Source organism: Gordonia neofelifaecis NRRL B-59395 (genome assembly GCF_000192435.1).
Taxonomy (GTDB): Bacteria; Actinomycetota; Actinomycetes; order Mycobacteriales; family Mycobacteriaceae; genus Gordonia; species Gordonia neofelifaecis.
Genome location: NZ_AEUD01000007.1, coordinates 69,416 through 93,522, shown reverse-complemented (window position 1 = coordinate 93,522; position 24,107 = coordinate 69,416). Strand labels below are relative to the sequence as shown.

Genomic DNA, 24,107 nt, shown 5'->3' with positions numbered 1-24,107 from the left:
CATGTCGGCGGAACGCCCGCCGATCGGCAATCCCCCTGCCGCGGTCAGAGCGTGAGATGCCCCGACTGCCCGGTGAGCTGGCCGGCGACCGTCGCGTCCTCGTCGTCGTACCCGCGGAATCCCGTGGTCAGCTTCGATTCGATGTCGTCGAGCGCGCCCTGCAGCTTCGTGGCGATCGAGTGCCAGTCGGTATGCGTGGTCTCGAACGCCGAGGACGCCTTGCCGTCCCATCCGGACTTGCCGCTCACCGCCGACTTCTGAATCTGCCCGATGATGCGCTGCATCTCGTCCACCACTCCCCTGATCGACGCGGCCGACGCCTGTCCTGCCGCGACGTCCAGCTTGAGTCCCTGCATATGACGGTCCCTTCCCTAGTGTTTCCTCCGCGCCGGATCAGGCCGATCCGGCGAGGTTCTCATCGCCGAGCCCCAGCGCGAGCGCGACGTCGAAGTCGATCGACTCCGCTGTCACCGCGCTCAGCCACTCCGGATCGGCCGAGGTGTCCGGCACGACGGCGACCGGCACCGCGGGAACGACCCGGGGTGCTTCGTTCGACGGTCGTGCCGACGCGGGAACCACGGGTGCCTGTGCCTGCGGAACCGCGGACACCGGGTTCGCTGCTGCGACCGGTGTCGCCCGCACCGTATCCGCCGAGGTGGGCATCGCGGCGTTCGTCGTCGGCCGGTCGGCGAGCGGCATCGGCTCGGGCGCCGAGACCGACGGGGTCGCGGCGACCGTGGCAGCGGTCGTCGACGCTCGGGCCGTCGGCGCACTGGGTGCCGATCCGGGTGCGTGCGCCGCGGACGTCGGAGCGCTCGCGGTACCCGTTCGGTCGCAGGCGGCCGGGCACGGGGTGCCGGTCGACCCCGGGACGGGCTTCTCCGGCGGCCCGGTCGGCTCCTCGACCTGCGTGGCACGCGAGCCGTCCAGCCCGGTGCCGCTCAGCAACTTGGTCGCGAGTCCGGTACCCGCTTGGACCAGCGGCAACGCCGACTGGAGCAGCCTGCCCGCGACGCTGAAGAGGTCCCCCTCCGCGCCGGGAACGCCGGTCACCGGCACGAGCTGTCCGTTCGCCGCCATGTGCGTGGTCGGCGCGATGAGCTGGGCGCGGGTCGCCGCCACCACCGCCAGTCCTTCGGCCAGGCCCTCGGCCGCGATTCCCAGTGCGGCGATCTGTCCCGGCGGTGTCGCCAGCGCGGGCCCGGCGGCAGCGAGCAGCCCGGCCGTCTTGACCACGATGCCCTGCAGTTGCGCGGCGCCCGCCGCGACCACGGCGGCCGCAGCCTGCAGGTCCGTCGAGATGCCCGCGCCCTGCGCGGCGAGCAGACCCGACTCGCCTGCGGAACGCGTGGCGGCACTGACGGCTGCCGTGGCCGCCTGGCCGGCCCATCCCCCGTCGAGCGATCGCACCGCACCCAGGATCGTCCCGACGCCGTCGCCGAGCACATCCGCGATTCCCTGATGCGCGACCGCGGGGTCGCCGCCGGCGCCACCGAGCCTGCCGGAGCCGAACGTCTGCAGCAGATCGGTGATCGGCTTGACGAGCATCGTCGGATCCAGAGACGGGAGGGTGGGCAGCGCAGGAAGCGCGTGCGGCAGCTCGATCGACAGCGGCGCGGGGACGGCACCGATCCCGAGCCGGGCCAGCGCGTCCTTCGTGCTGCCCCCGACCACGGCACTCGGGTCCGTCGGGGTCGCGCAGTCGGCCACCGACTCGTCGGCGCCGGCCACCGCCGGATGCCGGGTCACACCGACACGCCGCTCGCCCCGGCGGCATCGCCGCTCGCGAACGAGACCACGCCGGACGCCGCGGCCGCAGCCGTCGCCGCGTGTGCGACGGCCAGCCGGCCGATCGCCTGGAGATGGTTGGCCTGGGCGATCGCGTACGCCGCCGCGAACTCCTGTCCGATCACGCCGAAGACCGCCGTCACCGCCGCGCTCATCGCCGCTGCGTCGAGTCCGCCTATCGCGCCGGTCGCCGTGCCCAGCGCCGCCGAGGTGGCCCCGAATGCTCGCACCGCTTCCGGATGCACCATCACCTGCTCCACGTGTCCCCCTGAGATCGTCGGAATCGAGCTGTCACTGAATTGGACGCACGGCAACCCGGTCCGGTTCCCGCGCCGCGCCGATTTCTGCGATGGGATCGGTGAGAGCGGCGAACTCGCCGCAGAACTCGCGCATGATCTCGGCTCGTTCGGCGAACACGTCCGTGGCCGCACGCACCGCGGCCCCGACGATCTCGTCCGCGAGCCTCGCCGCCTTTCCCGCGCAGGCGCCCGCCGACAACTCGAGATCGATGAGCGCACCGTTTCCGTTCACCACCACGCGGATTCGCCCGTCGTCGCCGACCCCGGTCGCACGCAAGCACTGCAACCGTCCATGGACGTCCTCCAACGCCCCGAGCTGCCGCTGCGCGCGATCGGCGATGGCGTCCATCTCCGGGTTCATCGCCTGCGCCGAGTCGCACTCGCGTCGGCGGCGGCTTCGGCCGCGACCAACTCGTTCCGTGACGGCAGTCCCAACAGCGCCAGGGCATCGTCGGCGACTCCGCGCTCCGCCAGGTCGCCGCGCATCCGCACTCCGGCCGTGGCGCCTGCGAGTCGGCACAGCGCCAGGATCTCCCCGGCGAGTGCCGCAGGCGTCCGGCGCATCGCTCGAGCCGAGATGGTCATGCGCACCGGAAGCCCGGCCGCGGTGCACGTCACCGACACCGCGCCCGACCTCGATGAGACCGACGTCAGACCCGTTGTGCCGCAACCCTGATCCGGTTCTTCGTATTCTGCTGCCATACGACTTGGACGCACCGGAACCGGTTTCGGTTCCATCGATTCGTTCGCGGGCGTGTCGCGGGACGCGGTGCCTACCGTTCCCCGCATGCCCCGCGACCTTCGCGGCGGACCGACTCGAGGAGGACCGCATGAATCCAGACGCCCCGTCGACCGAGACGCCACCGTGGCTCGACGACCGACCGACCACCGGACCGGACATCGATCTGACCGCGATCATCGGCCTCTCGACGCTGAATCCCGCTCCGTGCGAACCGATCCCGCCACGCGGCCCGGCGCCGGCGGCGTTCCCCGTCCCACCGACGCCGTTCGCCGGGCCGCCTCCCATGCCGGGCCCGGTTCGGCCGGCCGTCGATCGGCAGGTGCCGGTGCCTCCAGGCCCGGCGGCCGGTCCCGCTCTCGACCAGGTCGCCCTCCTCCGCAAGGCGCGTCGCGCTCCGGTCCGGGGGTGGCGCCGCGCGGTGCACGCGCTGTCGGCGGGTCTGGTCAATCCCGGCGAGGCACCGTCCGAGATCGAGTACCAGCAACTGCTCGAGCACCTGCGGCGGCCGATCCGGGGCGACCACCGGATCGCGGTCCTGTCACTGAAGGGCGGGGTCGGCAAGACGACGACCACCATCGGGCTCGGCTCGACGTTCGCCTCGCTGCGCGGCGACCGCGTGGTCGCCGTCGACGCCAATCCGGACCTCGGGACACTCGCCCAGCGCGTGCCGCAGCAGACGTCGTCGACCGTCCGGGACCTGCTCGCCGACGGCGCCGTGCACCGATACTCCGACGTGCGGGCGCACACGACGCAGGCCCCGAGCCGGCTGGAGGTGCTCGCCTCCGAGCGAGACCCGGCCGCCGCCGAGGCGTTCAGCGAGCAGGAGTACCGCGGTGTGATCGACATCCTGCAGCGCTTCTACAACATCATCCTGACCGACTGCGGTACCGGGATGAGCCACGTTTAAGCGCTATCTAGTGTCACCCTCTGGTGTTGACGCATAGCGTTAACACCAGGTCAGAGGATGTTTTGGTGCTTGACGGACCGCCGACGACACACGTAATGTCTGTCCCATCGCGTCCGCGACCAAGGCACGAGTACCTGGCTTCATCGACAGTTGACCATGGTGGTGCGCTTGAAAATGGGCACCAGGCCGACCCTGGGAGCTCACGGAGTGATCTACCTCTGTGATCCCAGGAGATTCTCCTCATGTCCAACCATCGGACACCCACTTCCCCGTACACGTTTGCCGAGGCCGCCGCGCTTGAGGGCGTGTCGGAGCGAACCATCACCCGCCGCGTCAAGCGTGGCGACCTCCAGACCATCCGCACCGGCGGACGTGTCCTCATCGAACAGTCGGCCCTAGACCGCTTCCACGACGCCGAGGCAGAGGACGCCGCGGCCATCGAACGCCGCCGCCACATAGCCGCGCTGGTACGCAAGGCCCCGCCGCTCACCGCCGCCCAGGCCGCCCGGATCACCGCCGTCCTCAAGGTCTCAGCATGACCGGCCAACCGTGCTGGATCGGTATTCCAGCCGCCGCCGACATGCTCAATGAGAACCCCAGCGTGTTCCGCCGCCGCATATCCGCGGGCCAGATCGACATGATCCGGGTCAGCACGCGGATCATCCGCGTCCGTATCTCGGACGTGGAGGCTCTCAAGGGGACGCCGCCGCCGGAGCCGCGCCCCAAGTCCTCACCGCGCGACATCGTCGGGTACGGCGGAGCGCATACCCGCGTTCGCGCCGCCAAGGGCAAGGCGTCCGAGTACCCGTGTGTGGACTGCGGTCACCCGGCCGAGGACTGGAGCTACGACCACCAGGACCCGGACGAGCGCTATGGATCGGACGGCGCGCGTGGACGAACTCCCATGCCGTACTCAATGGACCCCGAGCACTACGCGCCGAGGTGCAAGAAGTGTCACTACGCGTTCGATGGGGACCGTCTGGCGGGGCACCGTAGCGGCCGACGCAAGGTCTCAGCATGACCGGCCCCGCGGTCCTGGCCGCCGCCATGCTCCTCGGACTCTCCCTCGGTGTCTGGCTCACCCTCGGCCTCCACGCGCTGGCCGTCCGTCGTCGGCCGTCGCCGGTGTGCGTGCTGGCCTCGGCACCGGCCGACGCCACCGCCGAGCTGGCCCGAGTGTTGGCCGCCGAGGTCCGACCGACACCCAGACGCCACGACGCCCCCGGCGGCCCGTGTCCTGAGACCGCCGAGGGCGCCGATAGTCCCACCAACCCGATTGCCGGAACCACGCCTCGTAGAGGTGTCTCCAGGATACCGGGCCGGAGCGGGTCTCCGGGGTGACGACTCCGCGGCGCGCACCAACCCGAGCACTGTGCACCAACCCGACCAGGTGGACGCGTCAAGGCCCAAGGGCCGCAACCTATTTCACACCGGAGACAACAGTGTCCACACAAGCACTCACCAGCGCCGACCCCGGCGCGATCATCGACCACGACCCCGAGGCCGCCCCGGAACAGTCCGGGAGCGCCCCGGTAACCGATCACACCCCGTATGGGGCCGCCGACCCCATCGTCTGGGTCAACCTCACTGGCCGCCCGGTCGCACGTCCAGGCCGAGACAAGCGCTCGGTCTGCTGGGTGGTCAACGCCCACGCCGGTGACCAGTTCGACGCCATCCCGTGGTCTCGGTACCGGGACCTGGAGGTCCACATGGTGGTCACCGAGGAGAACGTCTCCGGCGTCCCCAACGTGCTCGGTGAGCTCAAGCGTCTCGTGGGCCAGGACATCACGGTCCACGTGATCCACATAGGCGACGACGGCCGCGCGTACGACCGCGACACCGGCCGCCGACTGTTCACGCCTCGTACCGCCCAGGAGGACCGTGTCCGTAAGGGTCTGGTGAGCAAGCGGACCCGCGCCACGGTGAACTCCGCCTACGCCGCCGAGCGGCTGGAGGCCTCGGGATACGCCGACACCGGCGAGCTCCAGGACGTGGACGCGGTCATGGACGCCGCGCCGCCCAAGCCCATTGTCCACGGTCATCTGGACGCCGGGACCCTGGACGTTCTCACCGGACCAGCCAACACCGGAAAGACCGCGGTGGCTCTGGACCTCGGTCTCAGCGTGTCCACCGGCCGCGCATGGGGACCGGAGACCACCACCCGGGGCCGGGTGGTCTACCTCATCGGTGAGGGTGGAGGCCGCGCGTTCGGCGTCCGCGTGGAGGCCTGGCTGGACCACCACGGCGTGAGTCGGGACGAGATCCGCCCGTGGTTCAAGGTCCGGGACCCCTCGGCACCGTTCCAGTCCCACGCGTGGGACCTGCTGGCCGACGCGCTGGAGGCGTACCGGCCGGACTTGGTCATCGTGGACACCCTCACCACCCACCAGCCGGGAGTGGACGAGAACGCCACCTCGGCGGCCTCGGAGTCCATCGCCAAGGTGGCCGACATCCGGCGTCGTACCGGCGCGGCCGTGCTGGTCTTGCACCATCCCGGCCGCGCCGGGAGCCACGGACGAGGGTCCGGCGCGTGGGAGGACTCCGCCGAGTCCGTGTTCCGGCTCAAGGCCGACGACAAGGGCACGCTCAAGATGACCACCGCCAAGCAACGGAACCACGACACCACCGGCGCGTGGGATCTCCGACTCCTGGAGGTGGAGGTCCGCGATAACGGCACGTTCCCCACGTCCGTTGTCGCGGTCCACACCGTGGACGCCGAGGCCGAGGATAAGGCCGCCAAGGCGGCCGAGCGCGCCGCCCGTCGTCGCGCGTCCAAGGACGACAAGCGCGCCGCCGAGGCCGCCAAGGACCGCGCCACCGTGCTGGCCCTGGTGTCCAAGGCCACCGAGCCGGTGACCGGCGCGGGCCTGGAGAAGCTGGCACGCGCGGCCGGGATCTCTCGGAGTCGGTACGAGAGGGCACGTGACGCGCTGGTGTCGGCCGACGCGGTGACCGTCCAGAGCGGGGACCGAGGAGCCAACATCTACACCCTCCCCGAGGCCTCGGAGTAGGGCTCCTGACCTCCCCGATTGACCTCCCGGATGACCTCCCCAAACAGGCCCACCTCCCGGGGAGGTCCCGGGAGGTCAACCCGGGAGGTCAACCCGGGAGGTCAAAACCGAGGCCTACCAGCACAAACAATCAAAAATCACCACCACCTCCCGGGACCTCCCGGGACCTCCCCAAACCACCCGGCCGCACGGTCCCTCTCTCTTATAGAGAGGGCCAACGGTGGGGAGGTCGGGAGGTAGGGCAACGAACGACTCTCAACAACTCCACTTCCAACCTCCCCAAAGCCTCGGGGACCTACTCACACCGAACAAGGAGAACAACACCGTGAACGGATCGAACTACGCCATCATCGGAGCCTCGGATACCTGGGCGCTCGTACTCACCACCCCGTCCCGCGGCGCGGACGACAAGGTGCCGGAACTCCAGATCCTCCGGGTCATCGGGTGGGCGTTCGAGGACCGTCATCCGTCGATGGGAGAACCCATCGTGGTCGATGGAACGGGGTACACCGACCACCTCACGAGGGACTCCCTTGACCGTGTCCTCTTCATCGGTGACCGCTCGGCGTGCGAGACGTACAAGGAGACGGTCCCGCCTACCGAGATCGAACTGGCCGAGCATGACGGGTACCGGGCCGCCGAGCGCCTCCGCGCCAACATCATCGACGCCGAGGACGGCCGCCGGTGACCGAGACCATCTCCGCGCGACGACGGACCCCGCCGCGCCGTTTCGATGGCCCGGTGGCCTTGGCGGCCGAGATCTTGCGCGGGACCGCCGACCTCCGCGGTGCCGCGTGTACCTCGGAGCCCAAGCTCTATGACCCGGATGTCCCGGCGTCCGAGCTCGGGCTCACCGACAGGGAGAGGTGGGCGGCCGTCAAGTCCATTTGTGTCGGGTGTCCGGCGCGCGGACGGTGTTGGGAGTGGGCGAGCGGGCTCAACGGCCATCGTCGGCCTCGGGGTCCGCTGGCCGATGTCCACTCCGACCCGTTCGCGGGTGTCCGCCGCTGGGACCAACGACGCGCGGGCATACCGGACCCCGACCCCGAGCCGCGACCACCCAAGCCTCCGCGACCACCCAAGCCCAAGCCCAAGCCGGAGCCGTGCCTCGGTCGGGAGTGTGACCGTCCGGCGGTCCGGTCGGGCCTGTGCGCGTCCCACGCGGCGCGGATGAGGAGACATCCCGACCAGCCGAGGTACATCATGCTCCGGCCGCTCGGTGAGCCGCTCCCGCGTCCCGAGCCCGAGCGCGAGCGCGTGGACCCCGAGCCACCACCGCCGCCGCCGCCGAGCGTGGACCCCGAGCCCGTGCGCTCACCGCGGCCTCGGCGTCCGGTCTGGCACACCACGGCGTGGGTCCGCCGGTGCCTCGGGCGTGGGTGCTCTAAGCCCGCGTGGGCAAACGGTCTGTGCCAGGCCCACAACATGCGCTTGCACCGGGACCCCGACCAGCCGAGGGACCAACTACTCGGCCCGCTCCGGCGGAGTCCCCGAGACCCCGGCGACCCACCGCCGCGCAAGCGTGGCGCGCGCTCTCGCGTCCGCCCCAACATCCACCGCAAGAAGAACCGAGCCAGGAGGCACCGACGATGACCGGCACATGTTCGGTTGCCGAGTGCGACCGTCCGGCGGCCCCTGGCCGTGGTGGCTGGTGTTCGACCCACTACGCGCGCAACTGGCGTACCGGGTCCCCAACCGGCGCGGTCCCGAGGCGTCGGCGGGATCTCACCGGCCAGCGCTTTGGCCGCTTGGTGGCCGCCGAGCCTGTCGCTGGAGGTGGTCGCTGGCTCTGCCGGTGCGATTGCGGACGGACCCGCACGGCGCGGGCCGCCGATCTGCTCCGCGGCCTGGTCCGTGAGTGCTCCACCCTCGGCGTGGCGCACGGCCGGGAGGGGTAGGGGGTGACGATCACGCGGCCACGCCCTCCTCCCCAGGTCCGCCGGTCAGCTGGCGTTTGAAAAACGGCCAGCGTCAACACGTTTCACCCCGACAAGCTAACGGCCGGCGTCAACACCGGCCCAACAGACAAGGAGGCCCACCGTGGCCGAGAACAGCAAGCAAGACCGCACCATCTCCTACGCCGCCCGTGTCGTCCTGGCCCTCACAGACGAGGACCTGGACTCGGCGTTCCGCGCGCTCACCGAGGCCAGCACGTCCCGCGGCCTCGGCGGCCTCCAGGCCGTGGCCGTCGCGCTCGGCCAGATGGCCGCGGACCGGATGACGCCCGCGGACGCCGAGATCCTGGCCGCCGCGTGCCTGGACGCCGAGGCCACCCGATGACCGCCGCCGAGCTGGTCCCGGTCCGGTCCACCGGCGTGACCTCAACCCACCACGTCCGCGGCGTCGGACACCACGATCACGAGGAGTACGTGACCGACGACGGGACGCGCGTCATCGTCTCGGAGTACCGACGCCGGACCGACCCGCTCACGGTGACGTGGTGGGACGACGACGGCCGCCGCCAGGAGGTCCGAGCCCGAGGGTCGGCGCGGCTGGTGCTGGCCTCGGCCGGGTTCACGCTCATCGACTGACCACCCCACCAAGTTGACGCCCACCGTCAACGGAACACGCTGTCCCGCAACATGTTCCGTGACGGTGGGCGTCGTGGCCTGTATCGTCGTGGGTGGCCGAGGCGAACACGCCGACGCCACCGCTCGCCAGGCTATGCCGCTGGACGTTGCGGGTCCGTCTCCGAGCCCTCCGGGCGTCGATGTCAGACCGACCACGCCGCCGCCGCTTCCGGGAGTGCTGCACCCCTTGAACGGTTCACCCGGCCCGCGTGCTGCTCCTCCAGGGCCACGCGGGCCGGGTGGATCTCCCAACTTCCCGGAGGTCCCAGTGACTAACTTCCTCGGCCAGGACGGCCGCCTCAACTTCCTCGACCAGTCCGATGACCAGCTCCGCGCGCGCCGCGCCGAGCTGCTCAAGGAGGGCAACGCGTTCGTTGCCAAGGAGCGCAAGAGCGGTGCGGACATCGAACGCGCGGGCCGGATCGTCAACCACGCCCACGCCATCGACGCCGAGCTCAAGTCCCGCGCCGAGCGTCGGGCCGCCGGTGACAGCGGCGACGCGCGCCGGATCAACCACGACGAGGGCACCCTCGGCGCGGGCCTCGGTGGCTCGGTCAAGGGGTACCTCACCGGCCGCGCCATCAAGGCCGCCGCCGAGGGCATGGCCGCCAAGATCTCGGCCGCCCGTGAGGGTAAGAGCCTCACCGCCGCCGGTGGCACCGAGGTTCACGTCGTGGACCCCGGCCTGGCTCCGATGGGACGGCCGACCACCGTCCTGGATGTCGTCCCGGTCATCGGTGCCTCGGCCCCGGCCGTGCGGTACATGCGCCAGACCAGCCGCACCAACAACGCCGCGGTGGTCGCCGCCGGTGCCACCAAGCCGACCAGCACGTACGGCGTGACCCCGGTGGACCGTACCCGCAAGGTGTTGGCTCACCTCTCCGAGCCGCTCCAGGAGTACGACATCATCGACGTGCCCGCGCTCCGGGACTTCGTGGACACCGAGCTCCAGTTCGGCCTCATGGCCGCGCTGGAGCGTGAACTGTTCTACGGCGACGGCACCGCGTCCCACCTGCACGGGATCGCCCAGGAGTCGGGCGTCCAGGCCGTCACGTTCGATACGGACCTGTTCCGCACCACGCGTAAGGCCGTCACCGCTGTGGTGAACCTCGGCTACAACCCCCAGGTGTTCGTCGTGAGCCCGTCCGACCTGGAGACCATCGACCTGGCCACCACCTCGGGCTCGGGTGAGTTCGTGAACAAGTCGGGCCCGTTCGACCCGGCCGAGTCGCGGCTCTGGGGCGTCCGCGTCGTCGTCTCGACCCAGCTCGACGCCGGGGAGGCGTTCCTCCTCTCGGACGACTCGGTCAAAATCTACGCCGACACCGGCGCGACCGTCCGCACCGAGTGGGACCGCACCGGCGACGACTTCACCAAGAACGCGGTCCGGTGCCGCCTTGAGGGTCGGTTCGAGGTCGGCGTGAGCCGCCCCGAGGCCATCGTCAAGATCGACACCTCGGCCGCCTGACCGACCACCGCACAATGACCACCAGCGGCCTCGGGGAGATCCTCCGGGGCCGCTGGTGTCTGACTTGAGAGGAGGCCCGCCATGGGCCTATGGGGTGACGATGGGCTCTCCATCGGCGGCATGTTCTCCGGTGGGATCTCCGGCGGACGTATCCGCCTCGGGATCAACCTCCCCGGACCGCTCCCGGACATCAAGCTGGTGGACGAGCCGTTCGGGCTCCGCGACGGTGGCCGGATCGGGGACGACAAGCGCGCCCAGGCCTCGGCGCGCAAGCTGGCCGAGATCCAGGGACGCCGAGGTCCCACACGGGGCCAGGCCGCCGAGGCCCGCGCGTCGGCGTCCAAGGCCGCGCTGGACGAGCTCCAGGCCCGGAGCGGGCCGACCCGCGAACAGGCCGCCGAGCGACGACGCCGGACCGGGAGGCCCGCCGCCCGTCTGATCTCCTCGGACGGCCATGAGCCGGGGTTGGTGTCGGGGTCCGCACGCCGGGACGCGGCCTCGGGGTCCCAGACCGTCGTGGGAGCCACCGGACACGTCCCCGTGGGCAAGATGGCCCACCCGCTCGGACGGACCGCTCCCATGCGACTCCGGCACGAGATCCGGCCCGGTGTCCCGTGCCCGTCGTGCGCGCGTGGGGAGACCTACCCGCTCCTGTAGGGACGACGACGATGGCCCCGGACCTCATCGAGATCTGGGGCCATCGTTGTCGGCGTCGGTGGTCTAGTCGGTTCCGCGCCAGATGACACTCACGCTCTCGGGGTCAAACACGTTGCGGCCCTTGACACCTCGGTGTAGCCGGACCTCGGCTAGGGAGTCGATGATGGCGCGCTGGGCCATGAGACCCGACGACAAGAACGCCGCGGCCGGGTCCGGGCTGGCAAGGACGCCGCCAAGTGCCGAGCCCGTCCGGTGGCTGGCCAGCTTGCCGTCCAGCTCGGTGAGCTCGGCCTGGAGCCTGGCCACCTTGTCCCGGCGTAGCCGCGCGTCGATGAGGTCGGCCATGTACTCCTCATCGACCACCGCGATACGCGACCGGAGCCGCTCGGCCTCGGCCACCAGAGGCTCCAGGTCGGCCTCCTCTGGTGCCAGGAGCTCCGAGGCGTCGGCCTGGCGGAGCCGCTCGGCTATGACCTCCAGGACATAGTCGTCCACCACGGCCTGGAGCCTGGAGACGTGCCCGAGGCACTGATAGGACCGTCCACCCTTGAGCTTCATGGGGCCGCCGCACTCCGCGCACCTGTACAGGCCCGAGCCCAGGTGTTTCCGGGCCGTGGACACTTTCAGAGCCTTACGCGCCGGGTCATTGAACTTGGCTTGCACCAGGTCAAAGTCCGCGGAGTCGATGATGGGCTCCCACTGGCCCACGACACCCTCTAGGACCTGGCCGTCATAGACCACGCGGCCGACGTAGCGCGGGTTCTTGAGGATGGTGGTGACCGTGGCCGGATTCCACCGCCGCCCGCTCCGCGTCGGCACACCCTCGGTCTCCAGCCGCGTGGCGATACCGTGGACCGCTCCCCCGGCCAGGAACTCCGCGAAGATCCGCCGGACAATCGCGGCCTCGGATTCGATGACCCGTCCACCGAGCTCATACCCGGTGAGACGGTGACCCTTGACCGGGGCCTTACCGGACCGCGCGCGCTGGATCTCGGCGCGTTTCTGGCGGGCGGACTTACGCTCCACCTCGGCGCGCGCCACCGCGGCCTTGATCCTGGCGAACAGCCGACCGGCGTCGGTAGTCAGATCGGCCTCACCGTTCGTGGTCACCAGCGCCAGGCCGGAGGCCTCGGCCGCGTCGATCCAGTCCTCCAGTTGCCGCGGCTGGCGCGTGAGCCGGTCCAGGTCGTAGCAGACCAGCGCGTCGAACGCTCCGGCGTCGTAGGCCTTGACCAGCGCGTCATATCCCGGCCGAACCTTGCGCGCGTCCGACGCCGAGATGGAGTTGTCCGACCAGACCCCGGCGACCTCCCAGCCGCGTGACGACACGATGGCCCGCGCGTCCTCCTCCTGGCGTGTCACGCCGAGCCCGTCCCCCGACGCGTCTAGTGAGATCCGGGTGTAGATTGCCGCGCGCCGCGCGTTCGTGCTGGTCATGGCCGCGAGTATATAGCGCTTTAGCGTGAGTCATGGGTATGAGCCACTCCGCGATGCGCGGCGTCCTCGACACCGCGGACGCGCTCGTGCTGGTCAGCTCCCCCGCACTCGACGGCGCCCGCAGTTGCGGCTCGACTCTCGACTGGCTGGCGGGGCACGGCTACGGCCACCTGATCCAACGCAGCGTCGTCGTCCTCAGCTCGGCCCGGCCCGGCGCGTCGACGATCGATGTCGAGCAGCTGTCCCAGCACTTCCTCACGCGTTGCCGCGCGGTGCACGCCATCGACTTCGACGACCACCTCGCCGAGGGCGCAGACATCGATCTGGAACTGCTGAACAAGTCGACCCGCCGCGCATTCGTCGAACTGGCCGCGACCATCGCCGACGACTTCGGCGGCGCACGCTGCCGAGACGGGCGCGCGGGGCCGCCGGATCAGATCGACTTCATGTAGCCCTTCTCCTCGACGCGGCTGCAGATCCGCCAGCCGGCGTCGGTGCGGACCAACTCGTCGCGGTACCAGAGGCCGACGTAGAGCACCTGGTCGGCGCCCGCCTCGTCGCGCGTGACCATCGGATTGAAGAGGATGGTCCGCGCCCGTGCCCGGTCGCCACGGAGATCGAGCTTGGTGGTGGCGACCAGGTGCTGCGTCACCGGGAATGCGGGCAGGACCGAGGCCAGCCAGGCCTTGACCTCCGGGTACGGACCGTCCACTCCGCCGGCCGCGCGATAGTCGACGTAGGCGTCCGGCGTGAAGACCTCGTCGAGCGCATCCCACTCCTTGTCGTCGATCGCGTGACTGTAGCGAGCCAGCAGATCCTGGATCTCAAGGCGATCGGACATCTCCTGCAACGGCATCATCGAGCGGCCTCCGTCGGCCGTCGGTCGGCGCCCACCCCGGCGAGCAGCAGTTCGGTCATCGCCGCGCGCCACCGGCCGTCGAGTCCGTCCGCGCCGCGCAGGAGCGCCGCCATCAGCGCGGTCCCGAACGTCGTCTCGACCACGAGATCCACATCGACCGACAGATGCACTCCGTCTCGTTCCGCGGCCTCGGCGAAACGCTCGCCGAGATCGGTCCACACGGCCTGTCGCAGCCGGGCCGTGAGCTCGCGCTGCAAGTCCTCGTCGGCGGCCAGATCGCTCAGCAGGCCGGTGATCGCGCGGACCATCGCCGGGCTCGACATCAGCATCGCACAGCTGTCGATGACCGCCGCCGCTTCGTCTCGCAGGCTCGTGTCATGCCGCCGCGGCGGCACAGCGACGTCGTCCGGAAACACCGCGTGGTGTACCAGATGCGCTTTGCTCGGCCACCGGCGGCGGATCGCAGGCACCGAGGTTCCGGCACGGGCCGCGACGGCGGTCATCGTCAGATCCGCGTAGCTCAGCTCACCCAGCAGATCGCGCGTCGACTCCAGCACCGCGCGGTCGATGCGGTCGTCGCGCGGCCGCCCCACGTTCACCGTCTCCGTCACGCGACAACCTCTCTTCGTCCCGACAGCCGGGACATCCGGCCGCCTCCGTGACGATTGTGCGCCACGATCAATTTCGTCGATAGCTTGACGTACATCACATTCCAATTCACATTTCGTGTCAACACAGAACGTAATTCCGGAGGAACGAGCGATGCCTGAAGCCCCAGCTGCACCCGTGACCACGGCCGATCTCCTGCAGGATCGGCGCAACGACGACGCACCCGGCCTGTTGTTCGAGGACAAGTCCTGGAGCTGGCGTGAGTTCGTCACCGAGTCCGCAGTCCGGGCGGCGGCGCTCACCGAGCTTCGCAAGCAGCAGCCCGACGGCCCCTGGCACGTCGGCGTGCTGATGGACAACGACCCCGAGTACCTGTTCCTGATCTGCGGCGCCGCACTCGCCGGCGCGACGATCGTCGGCATCAACCCGACCCGCCGCGGCGCCGAACTGCAGTCCGACATCACGCGTACCGACTGCCAGGCGATCATCGTCGGCGACTCCCAGCTGGACCTGGCACGCGACTTCCCCGACCACGTCCGGACGATCGAAGCCTCCGGCGACGAGTACCGCGCGCTGCTCCAGAGCGGAGCCGGCTCCACCGCCGACGACTGGACCGATCGCTCCGGCCAGAACCACAATCTCCTGCTGCTGTTCACCTCCGGCTCGACGGGCGCACCGAAAGCCGTCAAGTGCAGCTCCGCTCGGCTCGCCGCGATCGGCGTCCTCAATGTCCACGGCATCACCGCGGACGACGTCGCGTACAACGCGATGCCCCTCTTCCACGGCAATGCCATCATGAGCGCGTGGGCACCGATAGCCTCGGTGGGCGGCACGTACGCCCTGCGGTCCAAGTTCTCGGCATCCGGATTCCTCCCGGACATCCAGCGGTTCAAGGCCACCTTCTTCAACTACGTCGGCCGATCCCTCGCCTACATCCTCGCGCAGCCGGAGACGCCGGCCGAGGCCGACAACAACCTGCGATTCGGTTGGGGCACCGAGGCCTCCGCGCGTGACCGCGACGAATTCACCCGCCGGTTCAAGGCACCGATCACCGAGTCGTACGGCTCGTCGGAGGGCGTCTGCGTCATCGTTCGCGACGCCACCACTCCGCCGGGAGCGCTCGGCAAGCCGAATCCGATGCTCGGTATGACGGTCCTCAACCCGGCCGGTGAGGAGTGCCCGCCCGCCGAGTTCGCCCCCGACGGCTCGCTGCTCAACGGTGCCGAGGCGATCGGCGAGATCGTCGCCCGTGGCGGAGCCGCTCGATTCGAGGGCTACTACAACAATCCCGAGGCGGACGCCGCCAAGATCCGCGACGGCGACTACTGGTCGGGCGATCTGGCCTACCGCGACGCCGACGGCGTCTACTGGTTCGCCGGTCGCACCAACGACTGGATCCGGGTCGATTCGGAGAACTTCTCCACCGCGCCGCTCGAGCGCATCATCGCCCGCTACCCCGGGGTGACCGGTGCCGCTGCCTACGCCGTCCCCGATCCGCAGACCGGCGACCGGGTGATGGTCGCCCTCGAGTACGCCGGCGAGTTCGATCCCGACGGCTTCCTCGACTTCCTGCAGCAGCAGCCGGACATGGGCACCAAGTGGACCCCCCATTTCGTCCGCATCACCGAGGCCTTCCCCCTCACCGCCACCCGCAAGCTGGACAAGGCGCCGCTCCGTCGCTCCGGATGGCGGACCACCGATCCGGTGTTCGAGCGCGTCAACGGCGACGGCTACCGGCCGCTCGACGATGCCGCAGCCCTGCGCCTCACCGATGAGTTCCGCGCCTACGACCGCGCCCATCTGATCCCCAGCAACTGACACCCACGACGCAGTTCCCTCCCGAACAGCCCCACCGAACGAAGGAGCACCACCATGGTCGAGATCAATCAGGAAGCCCTGTGCGAGGTCATCAAGGCTCGTCTGGCGAAGACCACGAACGAACGCCACCGCACCATGCTCGAGCGCATGCTCGAGCACGCCCACTACGAGCATCAGGGCGACCTCGAAGGTCTGATGGGCACCCTCGGACCCGACACGAACTACCACTTCTGGGAGTTGTCGGGCGACGTCGGGCCGAAGGGCCTCGACGGGGTGCGCGACTACTACTCGCATCTGGTCGAGATGAAGGCGCACATCCTCGAGTTCGACTGCGACCGCATGGTCGTCGACGACGACTGCATCGTCATCGAGGGCTGGCTCACGATGATCTCGCCCGGCGCCTACCTGGCGGAGAACCCGATGGCCGCATCCTTCGCTGACGCGTCGAAGAACTACCTGGTCAAGATGCGAAACGTCATCTTCTGGCCGTTCGACGAGAACCTCTACATCATCGGCGAGGACTCGTACACCGGCGGGCCGATGGAGATGCGCGAGCTCGCCGACGACGAACTGCCGCACCAATACCGGGCCGTCATCGGACTCCCGGCCTGAGGTCCGGTGATCACCCGATGATCGAGATCGATCAGGAAGCTCTCTGCGAGGTCATCAAGGCCCGCCTCGCGAGGACCACGAACGAACGCCACCGCACCATGCTCGAGCGCATGCTCGAGCACGCCCACTACGAGCACCAGGGCGACCTCGAAGGTCTGATGGGGACCCTCGGACCCGCCACGGACTACCACTTCTGGCGGATGTCCGGCGACGCGGGCCCCAAGGAGCTCGGCGGCGTTCGGGACTACTACGCGCATCTGGTCGAGAGCAATGCGCACGTGCTCGAGTTCGACTGCAAGCGCATGGTCGTCGACGACGACTGCATCGTCATCGAAGGCGAGCTCACGATGATCACACCGGGCGCCTTCCTCGCGGAGAACCCGATGGCCGCGTCGTTCGCCGAAGCGGGCAAGAACTACCTGTTCAAGATGCGGAACGTCATCTTCTGGCCGTTCGACGAGAATCTGTACATCATCGGCGAGGACTCCTACACCGGCGGCCCGGTCGAGGTCCGCGAACTGGCCGACGACGAACTCCCGCTCGCCTACCGTGAAGCGATCGGCATGCCCGCCTGACGCTTCTCACCGACCACGCCCCGGCTCCGACGGCCCCCACCCTCCCCACTCAAACGTCGGAGTCGGGGCGTTCCCATGCACGGGCGGGCCTCGTCTGTCTCCTGTAAGGAAGATCCTGCATTTCCGCTGGTCACATCCCAGGGTTGTCGAGTAGCGAGGAACGAAGTGACGAGAGTATCGAGCCTCAAGGGGCTGCGCCCGACACGCTGGTGCGAAGGTCCGCCCCAGCCTCCCCCCCGGTTGATCGAGTAGCCCCGGCGCGCAGGCGCCGCGGCGTATCGAGATCCCGCACGCAGGTCTCGACACGCTGGCTCACTCCGTTCGCGCGCTGCTCGACCAACCTGGGTGCGGCTCACAGCTTTTGCGTGACGGGAGCGGTGACCAGCGGAAATCCAGGACATTCCTTACAGATCCCCACGCTGACGGACTACAGCTGTCGTTTGGTGCCACCAGGAGACACCAAACGACAGCCTTGATCTCGTCACGCACTTCGTCCTTACCTGACCAGCGGAAATACTGGACCTTCCATACAGACACGCCCGCCGACGACACAGGTCTCGACACGCTCGCTCACTACGTTCACGGGCTGCTCGACCACCCTGGGGAGCGACTCACAGCTTTTGGCGACGGGGCGTCACGAGAAGGTTGTCGAGTAGCGAGGAACGAAGTGACGAGCGTATCGAGGCCGCGTGCGGGATCTCTATACGCCGCGGCGCTTGCGCACCGGGGCTACTCGATCAACCTGGGGGAGCCGGGGCGGGCGGAAAGCTGGGCAGCTGGGAAACCGCGGAGGACCTTCGCCACCATCGTGTCGGGCGCAGCCCCCTGAGGCTCGCTACTCGACTTCGCCTGCGGACCGACAGTCCAGATCTGCTGCGTCACGAACGTCGCGCGTGCGCTCATTCCGCGCCGCCCACTCCTCGGGCGGCGGATAGTCGACGCCGATCAGGCTCAGCCCTCGCGCCTGGGCGACGGGGACCTGCGCCGATCGGGCTCGCTGATCGAGCAGGTCGGTGCACCAGCCGAGGGAGCGCCTGCCGTCGCCCACCGAGGCGACGGCACCGACCAGCGATCGGACCATCGACCAGCAGAAGGCGTCGGCGATCACCGTACCGACCACGACCGGCCCCTCACGCCGCCAGTCGAAGCGCTGCAGTTCGCGGATCGTCGTCGATCCCTCGCGGTAGCGGCAGAAGGCCGCGAAGTCGTTGAGTCCGACCAGACCGGCGGAGGCCGTGTTCATGGCCTCGACGTCCAGCGGACGCGTCCAGTCCGCGGTGATGCGGGCGAGGGTCGGCTCGGCGCCCCACGGGGCGTCGGTGAGCCGGTACTCGTAGGTGCGGGCGAGAGCGGAGAAGCGGGCGTCGAAGTCCTCGGACACCGCCTCGATCCGTTTGACCCGGACGTCGTCGGGGAGCATCTTCGCCAGTCGGCGCACCAGTCGCGCCGGATCGCCGTCGATCGACCGGGTCCGCAGCGACGCCGCGGGAACGTCGCAGTGCGCCACCTGGCCGGCCGCGTGCACACCCGCGTCGGTCCGGCCCGCGACAGTGAGGCGGATCGGAGCGCGGAGCACCGTGCCGAGCGCCTGCTCGATCGTCTCGCACACGGTGCGGCGGCCGGGCTGCGTGGCCCAGCCGGAGAAGTCGGTGCCGTCGTATCCGATCAGCAGCCGGAGACGACACAGCCCGCCCTCATCGATGATGGGGGCGGGCTGTGTCGTCATGGATGGTGACCACTCCTCCGGCGACCGAGGTCGCCGGAGAGGAGCAGTGACTAGTCCTGTGCCTCTTCGGCAGCGGCCTCAGCGGCCGGAGCTTCAGCGGCCGGAGCCTCGTCGGCAGCCTCTGCCGGAGCAGCCTCTTCAGCGGCCTTGGCCTTCGAAGCGGCGGCACGGGTGGCGCGGCTGGCCTCCGAGGACGCGGTCTTCTCCTGCACCAGCTCGATCACGGCCATGGGGGCGTTGTCGCCCTTGCGCGGCATGGTCTTGATGATGCGGGTGTAGCCGCCACTCCGCTCCGCGAAGTGCGGACCGATCTCGGCGAACAGGGTGTGAACGACATCCTTGTCGCGGATGTCCTTCATCACCTCGCGACGGTTGGCCAACTGGCCGGCCTTCGCGTGGGTGATCAGCTTCTCGGCGTACGGGCGGAGCCGCTTGGCCTTGGCTTCGGTGGTGGTGATTCGGCCGTGCTCGAAGAGAGCCGTGGCGAGGTTCGCCAGGATCGCCTTCTGGTGGCTGGCCGACCCGCCGAGGCGGGCACCCTTAGTGGGCTTGGGCATTTCTTTCTCCTAGGAGCGACTCACGATCTCGCGACCGGAAGTCCGTTGGTCTGGAAAAACCAGGTGGTTCGTTGCGAGCCCTACAGCTGCTCGGTCTCGGCGTAATCCTCGCCACCGTCGGTGTCGAACGACGCGTCATCGGACCAGGTGCCGGTGGCCGGATCGTAACCGGCGACCTGCGACGGGTCGAAGCTCGCCGGGCTGTCCTTGAGGGCCAGACCCAGGCTGTGCAGCTTGACCTTGACCTCGTCGATCGACTTCTGACCGAAGTTGCGGATGTCGAGCAGGTCCGACTCGGTGCGGGCAACCAGCTCGCCGACGGTGTGAACACCCTCGCGCTTGAGGCAGTTGTACGACCGAACGGTCAGCTCGAGATCCTCGATCGGCAGGCTGAACGCGGCGATGTGATCCGCTTCCTGCGGCGAGGGGCCGATCTCGATGCCCTCGGCCTCGACGTTGAGCTCCCGAGCCAGGCCGAAGAGCTCGACCAGGGTCTTGCCCGCCGACGCCAGGGCGTCACGCGCGGTCATGGAGTTCTTCGTCTCCACGTCGAGCACCAGACGATCGAAGTCGGTGCGCTGCTCGACACGGGTGGCCTCGACCTTGTAGGTCACCTTCAGGACCGGCGAGTAGATCGAGTCGACCGGGATGCGGCCGATCTCGGCGCCGGTGGCCTTGTTCTGCACGGCCGGAACGTAACCGCGGCCCCGCTCGACGACGAGCTCGATCTCGAGCTTGCCCTTGTCGTTGAGGGTCGCGATGTGCAGGTCCGGGTTGTGGACCGTGACACCGGCGGGCGGAACGATGTCCGCACCGGTGACGGCGCCCGGGCCCTGCTTACGGACGTACATGGTGACCGGCTCGTCCTCTTCGGAGCTCACGACCAGACCCTTGAGGTTCAGGATGATGTTGGTGACATCCTCCTTCACACCGGGAACGGTGGTGAACTCGTGCAGGACACCGTCGATGCGAATGCTGGTGACCGCTGCGCCCGGGATGGACGACAGCAGCGTGCGCCGCAGCGAATTGCCCAGGGTGTAGCCGAAGCCCGGCTCGAGCGGTTCGATGGTGAACTTCGAGCGGTTCTCGGCGATGACCTCTTCGGACAGGGTGGGTCGCTGTGAGATGAGCATGTGGTGGGATTCTCCTTCGGCCGCCCACTATTTGACGGCGTCGAGGTGGACCGAGCAGCTGATGCTGCTCAGTAGGTTTCGCGAAAGCTCGGGCGAGACTACTTGGAGTAGTACTCGACGATGAGCTGCTCGGTGAGCGGAACCTCGATCTGTGCGCGCTCGGGCAGCGAGTGCACCAGGATGCGCAGAGTCGACGGAACCACCTGCAGCCAAGCCGGGGTCGGACGATCGCCGAGGGTCTCCTTGGCGATCTGGAACGGCGTGGTCTGCAGCGACTTCGGACGGACATCGATGATGTCGTACTGGCTGACCCGGTAGCTGGGCACGTCCACGCGAACACCGTTCACGGTGAGGTGGCCGTGGCTGACCATCTGGCGAGCCTGACGACGCGTCCGGGCCAGGCCGGCGCGGTACACGACGTTGTCCAGACGCGACTCGAGGATCTGCAGCAGCACGTCACCGGTCTTGCCCGAGCGACGGTTGGCTTCCTCGTAGTAGCGGCGGAACTGCTTCTCCATGACGCCGTAGGTGAAGCGAGCCTTCTGCTTCTCCTGCAGCTGGAGCAGGTACTCGGTCTCCTTGATCCGCGCGCGACCGTGCTGGCCGGGCGGGTACGGACGACGCTCGTACGCCTGATCTCCACCGATCAGGTCGACGCGGAGTCGACGGGACTTCTTAGTTGCGGGGCCGGTATAGCGAGCCATAGTTCTTTCTTCCTCCCTTTCCCGCTAGACCCGGCGCCGCTTGGGCGGACGGCAGCCGTTGTGCGGCTGCGGGGTCACGTCGGAAATGGTGCCGACCTCGAGGCCGGCTGCCTGCAGCGACCGGATGGCGGTCTCACGACCCGAACCCGGTCCCTTGACGAACACATCGACCTTCTTGACGCCGTTCTCCTGCGCCTTGCGGGCAGCGTTCTCGGCAGCGAGCTGAGCGGCGAACGGGGTGCTCTTACGCGAACCCTTGAAGCCGACGTGGCCGGAGCTGGCCCAGCTGATCACGTTGCCCTCGGGATCGGTGATCGAGACGATGGTGTTGTTGAACGTCGACTTGATGTGGGCGTGACCCAGCGGGACGTTCTTCTTGTCGCGACGACGGGTGCCCTTCTTCGGGCCAGCGCTACGTGACTTGGGTGGCATTACTTCTTCTTCCCGGCGATGGTCTTCTTCGGGCCCTTGCGAGTGCGGGCATTGGTCTTGGTGCGCTGACCGTGGACCGGCAGGCCGCGGCGATGACGCAGACCCTGGTAGCAGCCGATCTCGATCTTGCGACGGATGTCGGCCTGCACCTCGCGGCGCAGGTCACCCTCGACCTTGACCGAAGCCTCGATGTACTCGCGGAGCTTGGAGACGTCCGCGTCGGTCAGATCCTTGGCGCGCAGATCGGCCGAGAGACCGGTAGCGGCGAGGATTTCCTTCGAGGTGGTACGACCCACCCCGTAGATGTAGGTGAGCGCGATCTCCAGCCGCTTTTCGCGGGGGAGATCCACACCTGCAACACGTGCCATGTGGCTGTTCCTTACATTCTCAGAGGTCTGCTCCCAGTCCGCCCTGGACTCTGCGCCAGGCTCCGGCCTCTGAACCGGGGGTCGGCACCCGCGCGTCTGCGGATGCTGGTTCTGGAAGTTCTTCAGATGACGATCTTCAGTTGTGTGTCTTCAAGCGACCTTGAAGAAGTCGATCAGCCCTGACGCTGCTTGTGACGCAGGTTGTCGCAGATCACCATGACCCGACCATTGCGGCGGATCACCTTGCACTTCTCGCAGATCGGCTTGACGCTCGGCTTGACCTTCACGTCAGCTTCTCCCTTGATTCTCCTGTTGCGTACTGCCGTATGCCTCGACAGCACGGTGTCCGGACAGCACGAAACGACGCATCGTCCCGGTACCGCCCGTACGAGGGTTACTTGTACCGGTAGACGATGCGTCCGCGACCGAGGTCGTAGGGCGACAGCTCCACGACCACGCGATCCTCAGGCAGGATGCGGATGTAGTGCTGCCGCATCTTGCCACTGATGTGGGCGAGGACCTTGTGTCCGTTCTCCAGCTCAATGCGGAACATCGCATTGGGCAGGGGCTCGACTACGCGACCCTCGACCTCAATGGCCCCATCTTTCTTCGCCATATCCTCCGCGATTCTCCGGCGACCGGTTGCCCGTGTCTGCCGACTTCAGCTTCGTCTATCCGCTACGGTGGCGATATCGAACGGCCACCCGAGTCCGGCACCGTGAGGCACCGGGCGCGGGCATGCGTGACCGCACGACGCACCGACGTTCGAGTCTACGCCAGATACGACTCCAGTCCAAACAACGTGACAGACTGGGCGTATGCGAGCATTCCTCATCCGTAGCGCTCTGACCGGTGTCGCCCTGTGGATCGCGACCCTCCTCGTTCCCGGCATCTACTTCGAGTTCGGCGGTCTGGACTCGTGGTGGACCAAGCTCGGCATCGTCTTCTTCGTCGCCGTGGTCTTCGGTCTGGTCAACGGCTTCATCAAGCCGATCATCCAGATCCTGTCGATCCCGCTGTACATCCTGACGCTGGGGCTCATCCACATCGTCATCAATGCCCTGATGCTCGAGATCACCAGCTGGCTGACGAACAACGTCTTCCACCACGGCCTCGTCGTCGACGACTTCTTCTGGTCGGCGATCTTCGGCGCGATCGTCGTGTCGATCGTCGGCTGGCTCACCGCGATGGTCATGCGCGACAGCGTGGAGAACCTGTGACCGACGTCCGAACGGTATCGGTCGACGGCAGCGGCCGAGTGTCCGCGGTTCCCGACGTCGTGCGCGTCCAGATCGGCGTCGCGGTGGCCGACGCCGATGTGTCGACGGCCATGGACCGGGCGGGTGTCTCCATGCGAGCGGTGATCGCGGCGGTCGTCGACGCGGGTGTCGCGCGCACCGACCTCGCCACGTCGCAGTTGTCGGTCCAGCCGCAGTACCGCCGGGGCGACGACCCCGGAATCACCGGATACGAGGTGTCGAACATGCTCACCGCGACGGTGCGCGAACTCGACGCGGCCGGGTCCGTGCTGTCGGCCGCCGCCGGCGCCGGCGGTGACGACCTGCGGGTGCACGGACTGTCGCTGTCGGTCGCCGATCCCTCGGGGGCCCTGACCGCCGCCCGCGACGCCGCGTTCGCCGATGCCCGTGATCGCGCCGAGCAGTACGCACGGCTGGCCGGTGCGTCTCTGGGCCGTGGGCTCTCGATCAGCGAGGGCGCGCCGAGCACCTCACCCGTGCCCCGCCTGGCGGCCTTCGCCGGCGGGGAGCCGCCGATCGAGGCCGGGGAGCAACAGTTCTCGGCGTCGGTCGCCGTCGTCTTCGAGCTCGTCTGAC

Annotated in this window: 30 protein-coding genes and 2 pseudogenes; 16 read left to right on the top strand and 16 right to left on the bottom strand. The window is 68.8% G+C overall.

Going from position 1 to position 24,107, the window contains the following annotated elements; genetic code table 11:
- Positions 1-44 precede the first annotated feature (44 nt).
- Genes SCNU_RS09865 through SCNU_RS09845 form a run of 5 tightly spaced genes read right to left on the bottom strand, consistent with a single transcriptional unit; the run spans position 45 to position 2,672 of the window.
- On the bottom strand, positions 45-356 hold the full coding sequence (locus SCNU_RS09865; protein ID WP_009679219.1) for a WXG100 family type VII secretion target: 312 nt from the start codon (positions 354-356) through the stop codon (positions 45-47).
- A 37-nt stretch (positions 357-393) separates the two neighbouring features.
- Positions 394-1,749, bottom strand: coding sequence for a hypothetical protein (locus tag SCNU_RS09860; RefSeq protein ID WP_009679218.1), 1,356 nt, complete (start codon positions 1,747-1,749; stop codon positions 394-396).
- Positions 1,746-2,036 (bottom strand): hypothetical protein, encoded by a 291-nt coding sequence (locus SCNU_RS09855; protein ID WP_040518181.1) that lies wholly within the window; start codon positions 2,034-2,036, stop codon positions 1,746-1,748. The genes SCNU_RS09860 and SCNU_RS09855 overlap by 4 nt, the downstream gene beginning before the upstream one ends.
- A 43-nt stretch (positions 2,037-2,079) precedes the next feature.
- Positions 2,080-2,448 carry a YbaB/EbfC family nucleoid-associated protein gene (locus SCNU_RS09850; protein WP_139025931.1) on the bottom strand — a complete coding sequence of 123 codons (369 nt, stop codon included), beginning with the start codon at positions 2,446-2,448 and terminating at the stop codon, positions 2,080-2,082.
- Positions 2,445-2,672 (bottom strand): hypothetical protein, encoded by a 228-nt coding sequence (locus SCNU_RS09845; protein WP_238526421.1) that lies wholly within the window; start codon positions 2,670-2,672, stop codon positions 2,445-2,447. The genes SCNU_RS09850 and SCNU_RS09845 overlap by 4 nt, the downstream gene beginning before the upstream one ends.
- Positions 2,673-2,725: 53 nt before the next feature.
- On the opposite strand from SCNU_RS09845, the pseudogene SCNU_RS21115 reads away from it, so the two are divergent.
- The 10 genes and pseudogenes from SCNU_RS21115 to SCNU_RS09795 all read left to right on the top strand — a co-directional run.
- Positions 2,726-3,730: pseudogene (locus tag SCNU_RS21115) on the top strand (MinD/ParA family ATP-binding protein); the annotation flags it as partial.
- A gap of 248 nt (positions 3,731-3,978) precedes the next feature.
- Positions 3,979-4,275: a helix-turn-helix domain-containing protein gene (locus tag SCNU_RS09835; protein ID WP_083812583.1), complete on the top strand. Its 297-nt coding sequence runs from the start codon at positions 3,979-3,981 to the stop codon at positions 4,273-4,275.
- On the top strand, positions 4,272-4,757 hold the full coding sequence (locus SCNU_RS20010) for a hypothetical protein (RefSeq protein WP_009679212.1): 486 nt from the start codon (positions 4,272-4,274) through the stop codon (positions 4,755-4,757). Before SCNU_RS09835 ends, SCNU_RS20010 begins: the two co-directional genes overlap by 4 nt.
- On the top strand, positions 4,754-5,077 hold the full coding sequence (locus SCNU_RS20415) for a hypothetical protein (protein WP_139025929.1): 324 nt from the start codon (positions 4,754-4,756) through the stop codon (positions 5,075-5,077). The genes SCNU_RS20010 and SCNU_RS20415 overlap by 4 nt, the downstream gene beginning before the upstream one ends.
- A gap of 101 nt (positions 5,078-5,178) precedes the next feature.
- Positions 5,179-6,747: an AAA family ATPase gene (locus tag SCNU_RS09825; RefSeq protein ID WP_009679211.1), complete on the top strand. Its 1,569-nt coding sequence runs from the start codon at positions 5,179-5,181 to the stop codon at positions 6,745-6,747.
- A gap of 325 nt (positions 6,748-7,072) precedes the next feature.
- A complete protein-coding gene (locus SCNU_RS09820) occupies positions 7,073-7,435 on the top strand; it encodes a hypothetical protein (RefSeq protein WP_009679210.1) in 363 nt (120 codons plus the stop codon).
- Between the two features lie 1,352 nt (positions 7,436-8,787).
- Positions 8,788-9,027 (top strand): hypothetical protein, encoded by a 240-nt coding sequence (locus SCNU_RS09810; protein ID WP_009679209.1) that lies wholly within the window; start codon positions 8,788-8,790, stop codon positions 9,025-9,027.
- Positions 9,024-9,278: a hypothetical protein gene (locus SCNU_RS09805; RefSeq protein ID WP_009679208.1), complete on the top strand. Its 255-nt coding sequence runs from the start codon at positions 9,024-9,026 to the stop codon at positions 9,276-9,278. Before SCNU_RS09810 ends, SCNU_RS09805 begins: the two co-directional genes overlap by 4 nt.
- 307 nt (positions 9,279-9,585) lie before the next feature.
- Complete coding sequence (locus SCNU_RS09800) at positions 9,586-10,785, top strand: phage major capsid protein (RefSeq protein WP_009679207.1); 1,200 nt, start codon at positions 9,586-9,588, stop codon at positions 10,783-10,785.
- An 81-nt stretch (positions 10,786-10,866) separates the two neighbouring features.
- Complete coding sequence (locus SCNU_RS09795; RefSeq protein ID WP_009679206.1) at positions 10,867-11,442, top strand: hypothetical protein; 576 nt, start codon at positions 10,867-10,869, stop codon at positions 11,440-11,442.
- A 63-nt stretch (positions 11,443-11,505) separates the two neighbouring features.
- On the opposite strand, the gene SCNU_RS09790 is transcribed toward SCNU_RS09795, so the two are convergent.
- Entirely contained in the window at positions 11,506-12,879 is a 1,374-nt protein-coding gene (locus tag SCNU_RS09790) for a recombinase family protein (protein ID WP_009679205.1), read from the bottom strand.
- Between the two features lie 35 nt (positions 12,880-12,914).
- On the opposite strand from SCNU_RS09790, the pseudogene SCNU_RS09785 reads away from it, so the two are divergent.
- Positions 12,915-13,331, top strand: a pseudogene (locus tag SCNU_RS09785) (MinD/ParA family ATP-binding protein); the annotation flags it as partial.
- On the opposite strand, the gene SCNU_RS09780 reads toward SCNU_RS09785, so the two are convergent.
- Entirely contained in the window at positions 13,313-13,738 is a 426-nt protein-coding gene (locus tag SCNU_RS09780; protein ID WP_040518147.1) for a nuclear transport factor 2 family protein, read from the bottom strand. The pseudogene SCNU_RS09785 and the gene SCNU_RS09780 sit on opposite strands and share 19 nt — an antisense overlap.
- Positions 13,735-14,349 carry a TetR/AcrR family transcriptional regulator gene (locus tag SCNU_RS09775; RefSeq protein ID WP_009679202.1) on the bottom strand — a complete coding sequence of 205 codons (615 nt, stop codon included), beginning with the start codon at positions 14,347-14,349 and terminating at the stop codon, positions 13,735-13,737. Before SCNU_RS09775 ends, SCNU_RS09780 begins: the two co-directional genes overlap by 4 nt.
- 151 nt (positions 14,350-14,500) lie before the next feature.
- On the opposite strand from SCNU_RS09775, the gene SCNU_RS09770 reads away from it, so the two are divergent.
- From SCNU_RS09770 to SCNU_RS09760, 3 genes are read left to right on the top strand one after another with little or no spacing between them, the layout of a single operon-like run.
- Entirely contained in the window at positions 14,501-16,165 is a 1,665-nt protein-coding gene (locus tag SCNU_RS09770) for an AMP-binding protein (protein ID WP_040518145.1), read from the top strand.
- A 54-nt stretch (positions 16,166-16,219) separates the two neighbouring features.
- Positions 16,220-16,777, top strand: coding sequence for a nuclear transport factor 2-like protein (locus SCNU_RS09765; protein WP_009679200.1), 558 nt, complete (start codon positions 16,220-16,222; stop codon positions 16,775-16,777).
- A 17-nt stretch (positions 16,778-16,794) separates the two neighbouring features.
- The gene (locus SCNU_RS09760) at positions 16,795-17,352 is read left to right on the top strand and encodes a hypothetical protein (RefSeq protein ID WP_009679199.1); all 558 of its coding nucleotides are present in this window, start codon (positions 16,795-16,797) and stop codon (positions 17,350-17,352) included.
- A gap of 835 nt (positions 17,353-18,187) precedes the next feature.
- Here the strand turns inward: SCNU_RS09760 and truA are convergent.
- The 8 genes from truA to infA form a co-directional block, all read right to left on the bottom strand.
- Complete coding sequence (gene truA, locus SCNU_RS09755; protein ID WP_009679198.1) at positions 18,188-19,078, bottom strand: tRNA pseudouridine(38-40) synthase TruA; 891 nt, start codon at positions 19,076-19,078, stop codon at positions 18,188-18,190.
- Positions 19,079-19,128: 50 nt separating this feature from the next.
- Positions 19,129-19,635, bottom strand: a complete 507-nt coding sequence (gene rplQ, locus SCNU_RS09750; RefSeq protein WP_009679197.1) for a 50S ribosomal protein L17 — start codon at positions 19,633-19,635, stop codon at positions 19,129-19,131.
- An 80-nt stretch (positions 19,636-19,715) separates the two neighbouring features.
- Positions 19,716-20,768, bottom strand: a complete 1,053-nt coding sequence (locus SCNU_RS09745; RefSeq protein ID WP_009679196.1) for a DNA-directed RNA polymerase subunit alpha — start codon at positions 20,766-20,768, stop codon at positions 19,716-19,718.
- A 98-nt stretch (positions 20,769-20,866) separates the two neighbouring features.
- Entirely contained in the window at positions 20,867-21,472 is a 606-nt protein-coding gene (gene rpsD, locus SCNU_RS09740) for a 30S ribosomal protein S4 (protein ID WP_009679195.1), read from the bottom strand.
- A 24-nt stretch (positions 21,473-21,496) separates the two neighbouring features.
- Complete coding sequence (gene rpsK, locus SCNU_RS09735) at positions 21,497-21,904, bottom strand: 30S ribosomal protein S11 (protein WP_006895581.1); 408 nt, start codon at positions 21,902-21,904, stop codon at positions 21,497-21,499.
- On the bottom strand, positions 21,904-22,272 hold the full coding sequence (gene rpsM / locus SCNU_RS09730) for a 30S ribosomal protein S13 (protein WP_009679194.1): 369 nt from the start codon (positions 22,270-22,272) through the stop codon (positions 21,904-21,906). Before rpsM ends, rpsK begins: the two co-directional genes overlap by 1 nt.
- A 173-nt stretch (positions 22,273-22,445) precedes the next feature.
- The gene (gene rpmJ / locus SCNU_RS09725) at positions 22,446-22,559 is read right to left on the bottom strand and encodes a 50S ribosomal protein L36 (RefSeq protein WP_009679193.1); all 114 of its coding nucleotides are present in this window, start codon (positions 22,557-22,559) and stop codon (positions 22,446-22,448) included.
- A 107-nt stretch (positions 22,560-22,666) separates the two neighbouring features.
- Entirely contained in the window at positions 22,667-22,888 is a 222-nt protein-coding gene (gene infA / locus SCNU_RS09720; protein ID WP_005187701.1) for a translation initiation factor IF-1, read from the bottom strand.
- 202 nt (positions 22,889-23,090) lie between these two features.
- Between infA and SCNU_RS09715 the strand changes: the two genes are divergently transcribed.
- Positions 23,091-23,492 carry a phage holin family protein gene (locus SCNU_RS09715; RefSeq protein ID WP_009679192.1) on the top strand — a complete coding sequence of 134 codons (402 nt, stop codon included), beginning with the start codon at positions 23,091-23,093 and terminating at the stop codon, positions 23,490-23,492.
- Complete coding sequence (locus SCNU_RS09710) at positions 23,489-24,106, top strand: SIMPL domain-containing protein (RefSeq protein ID WP_009679191.1); 618 nt, start codon at positions 23,489-23,491, stop codon at positions 24,104-24,106. Before SCNU_RS09715 ends, SCNU_RS09710 begins: the two co-directional genes overlap by 4 nt.
- The last annotated feature ends 1 nt before the right edge of the window (position 24,107 follow it).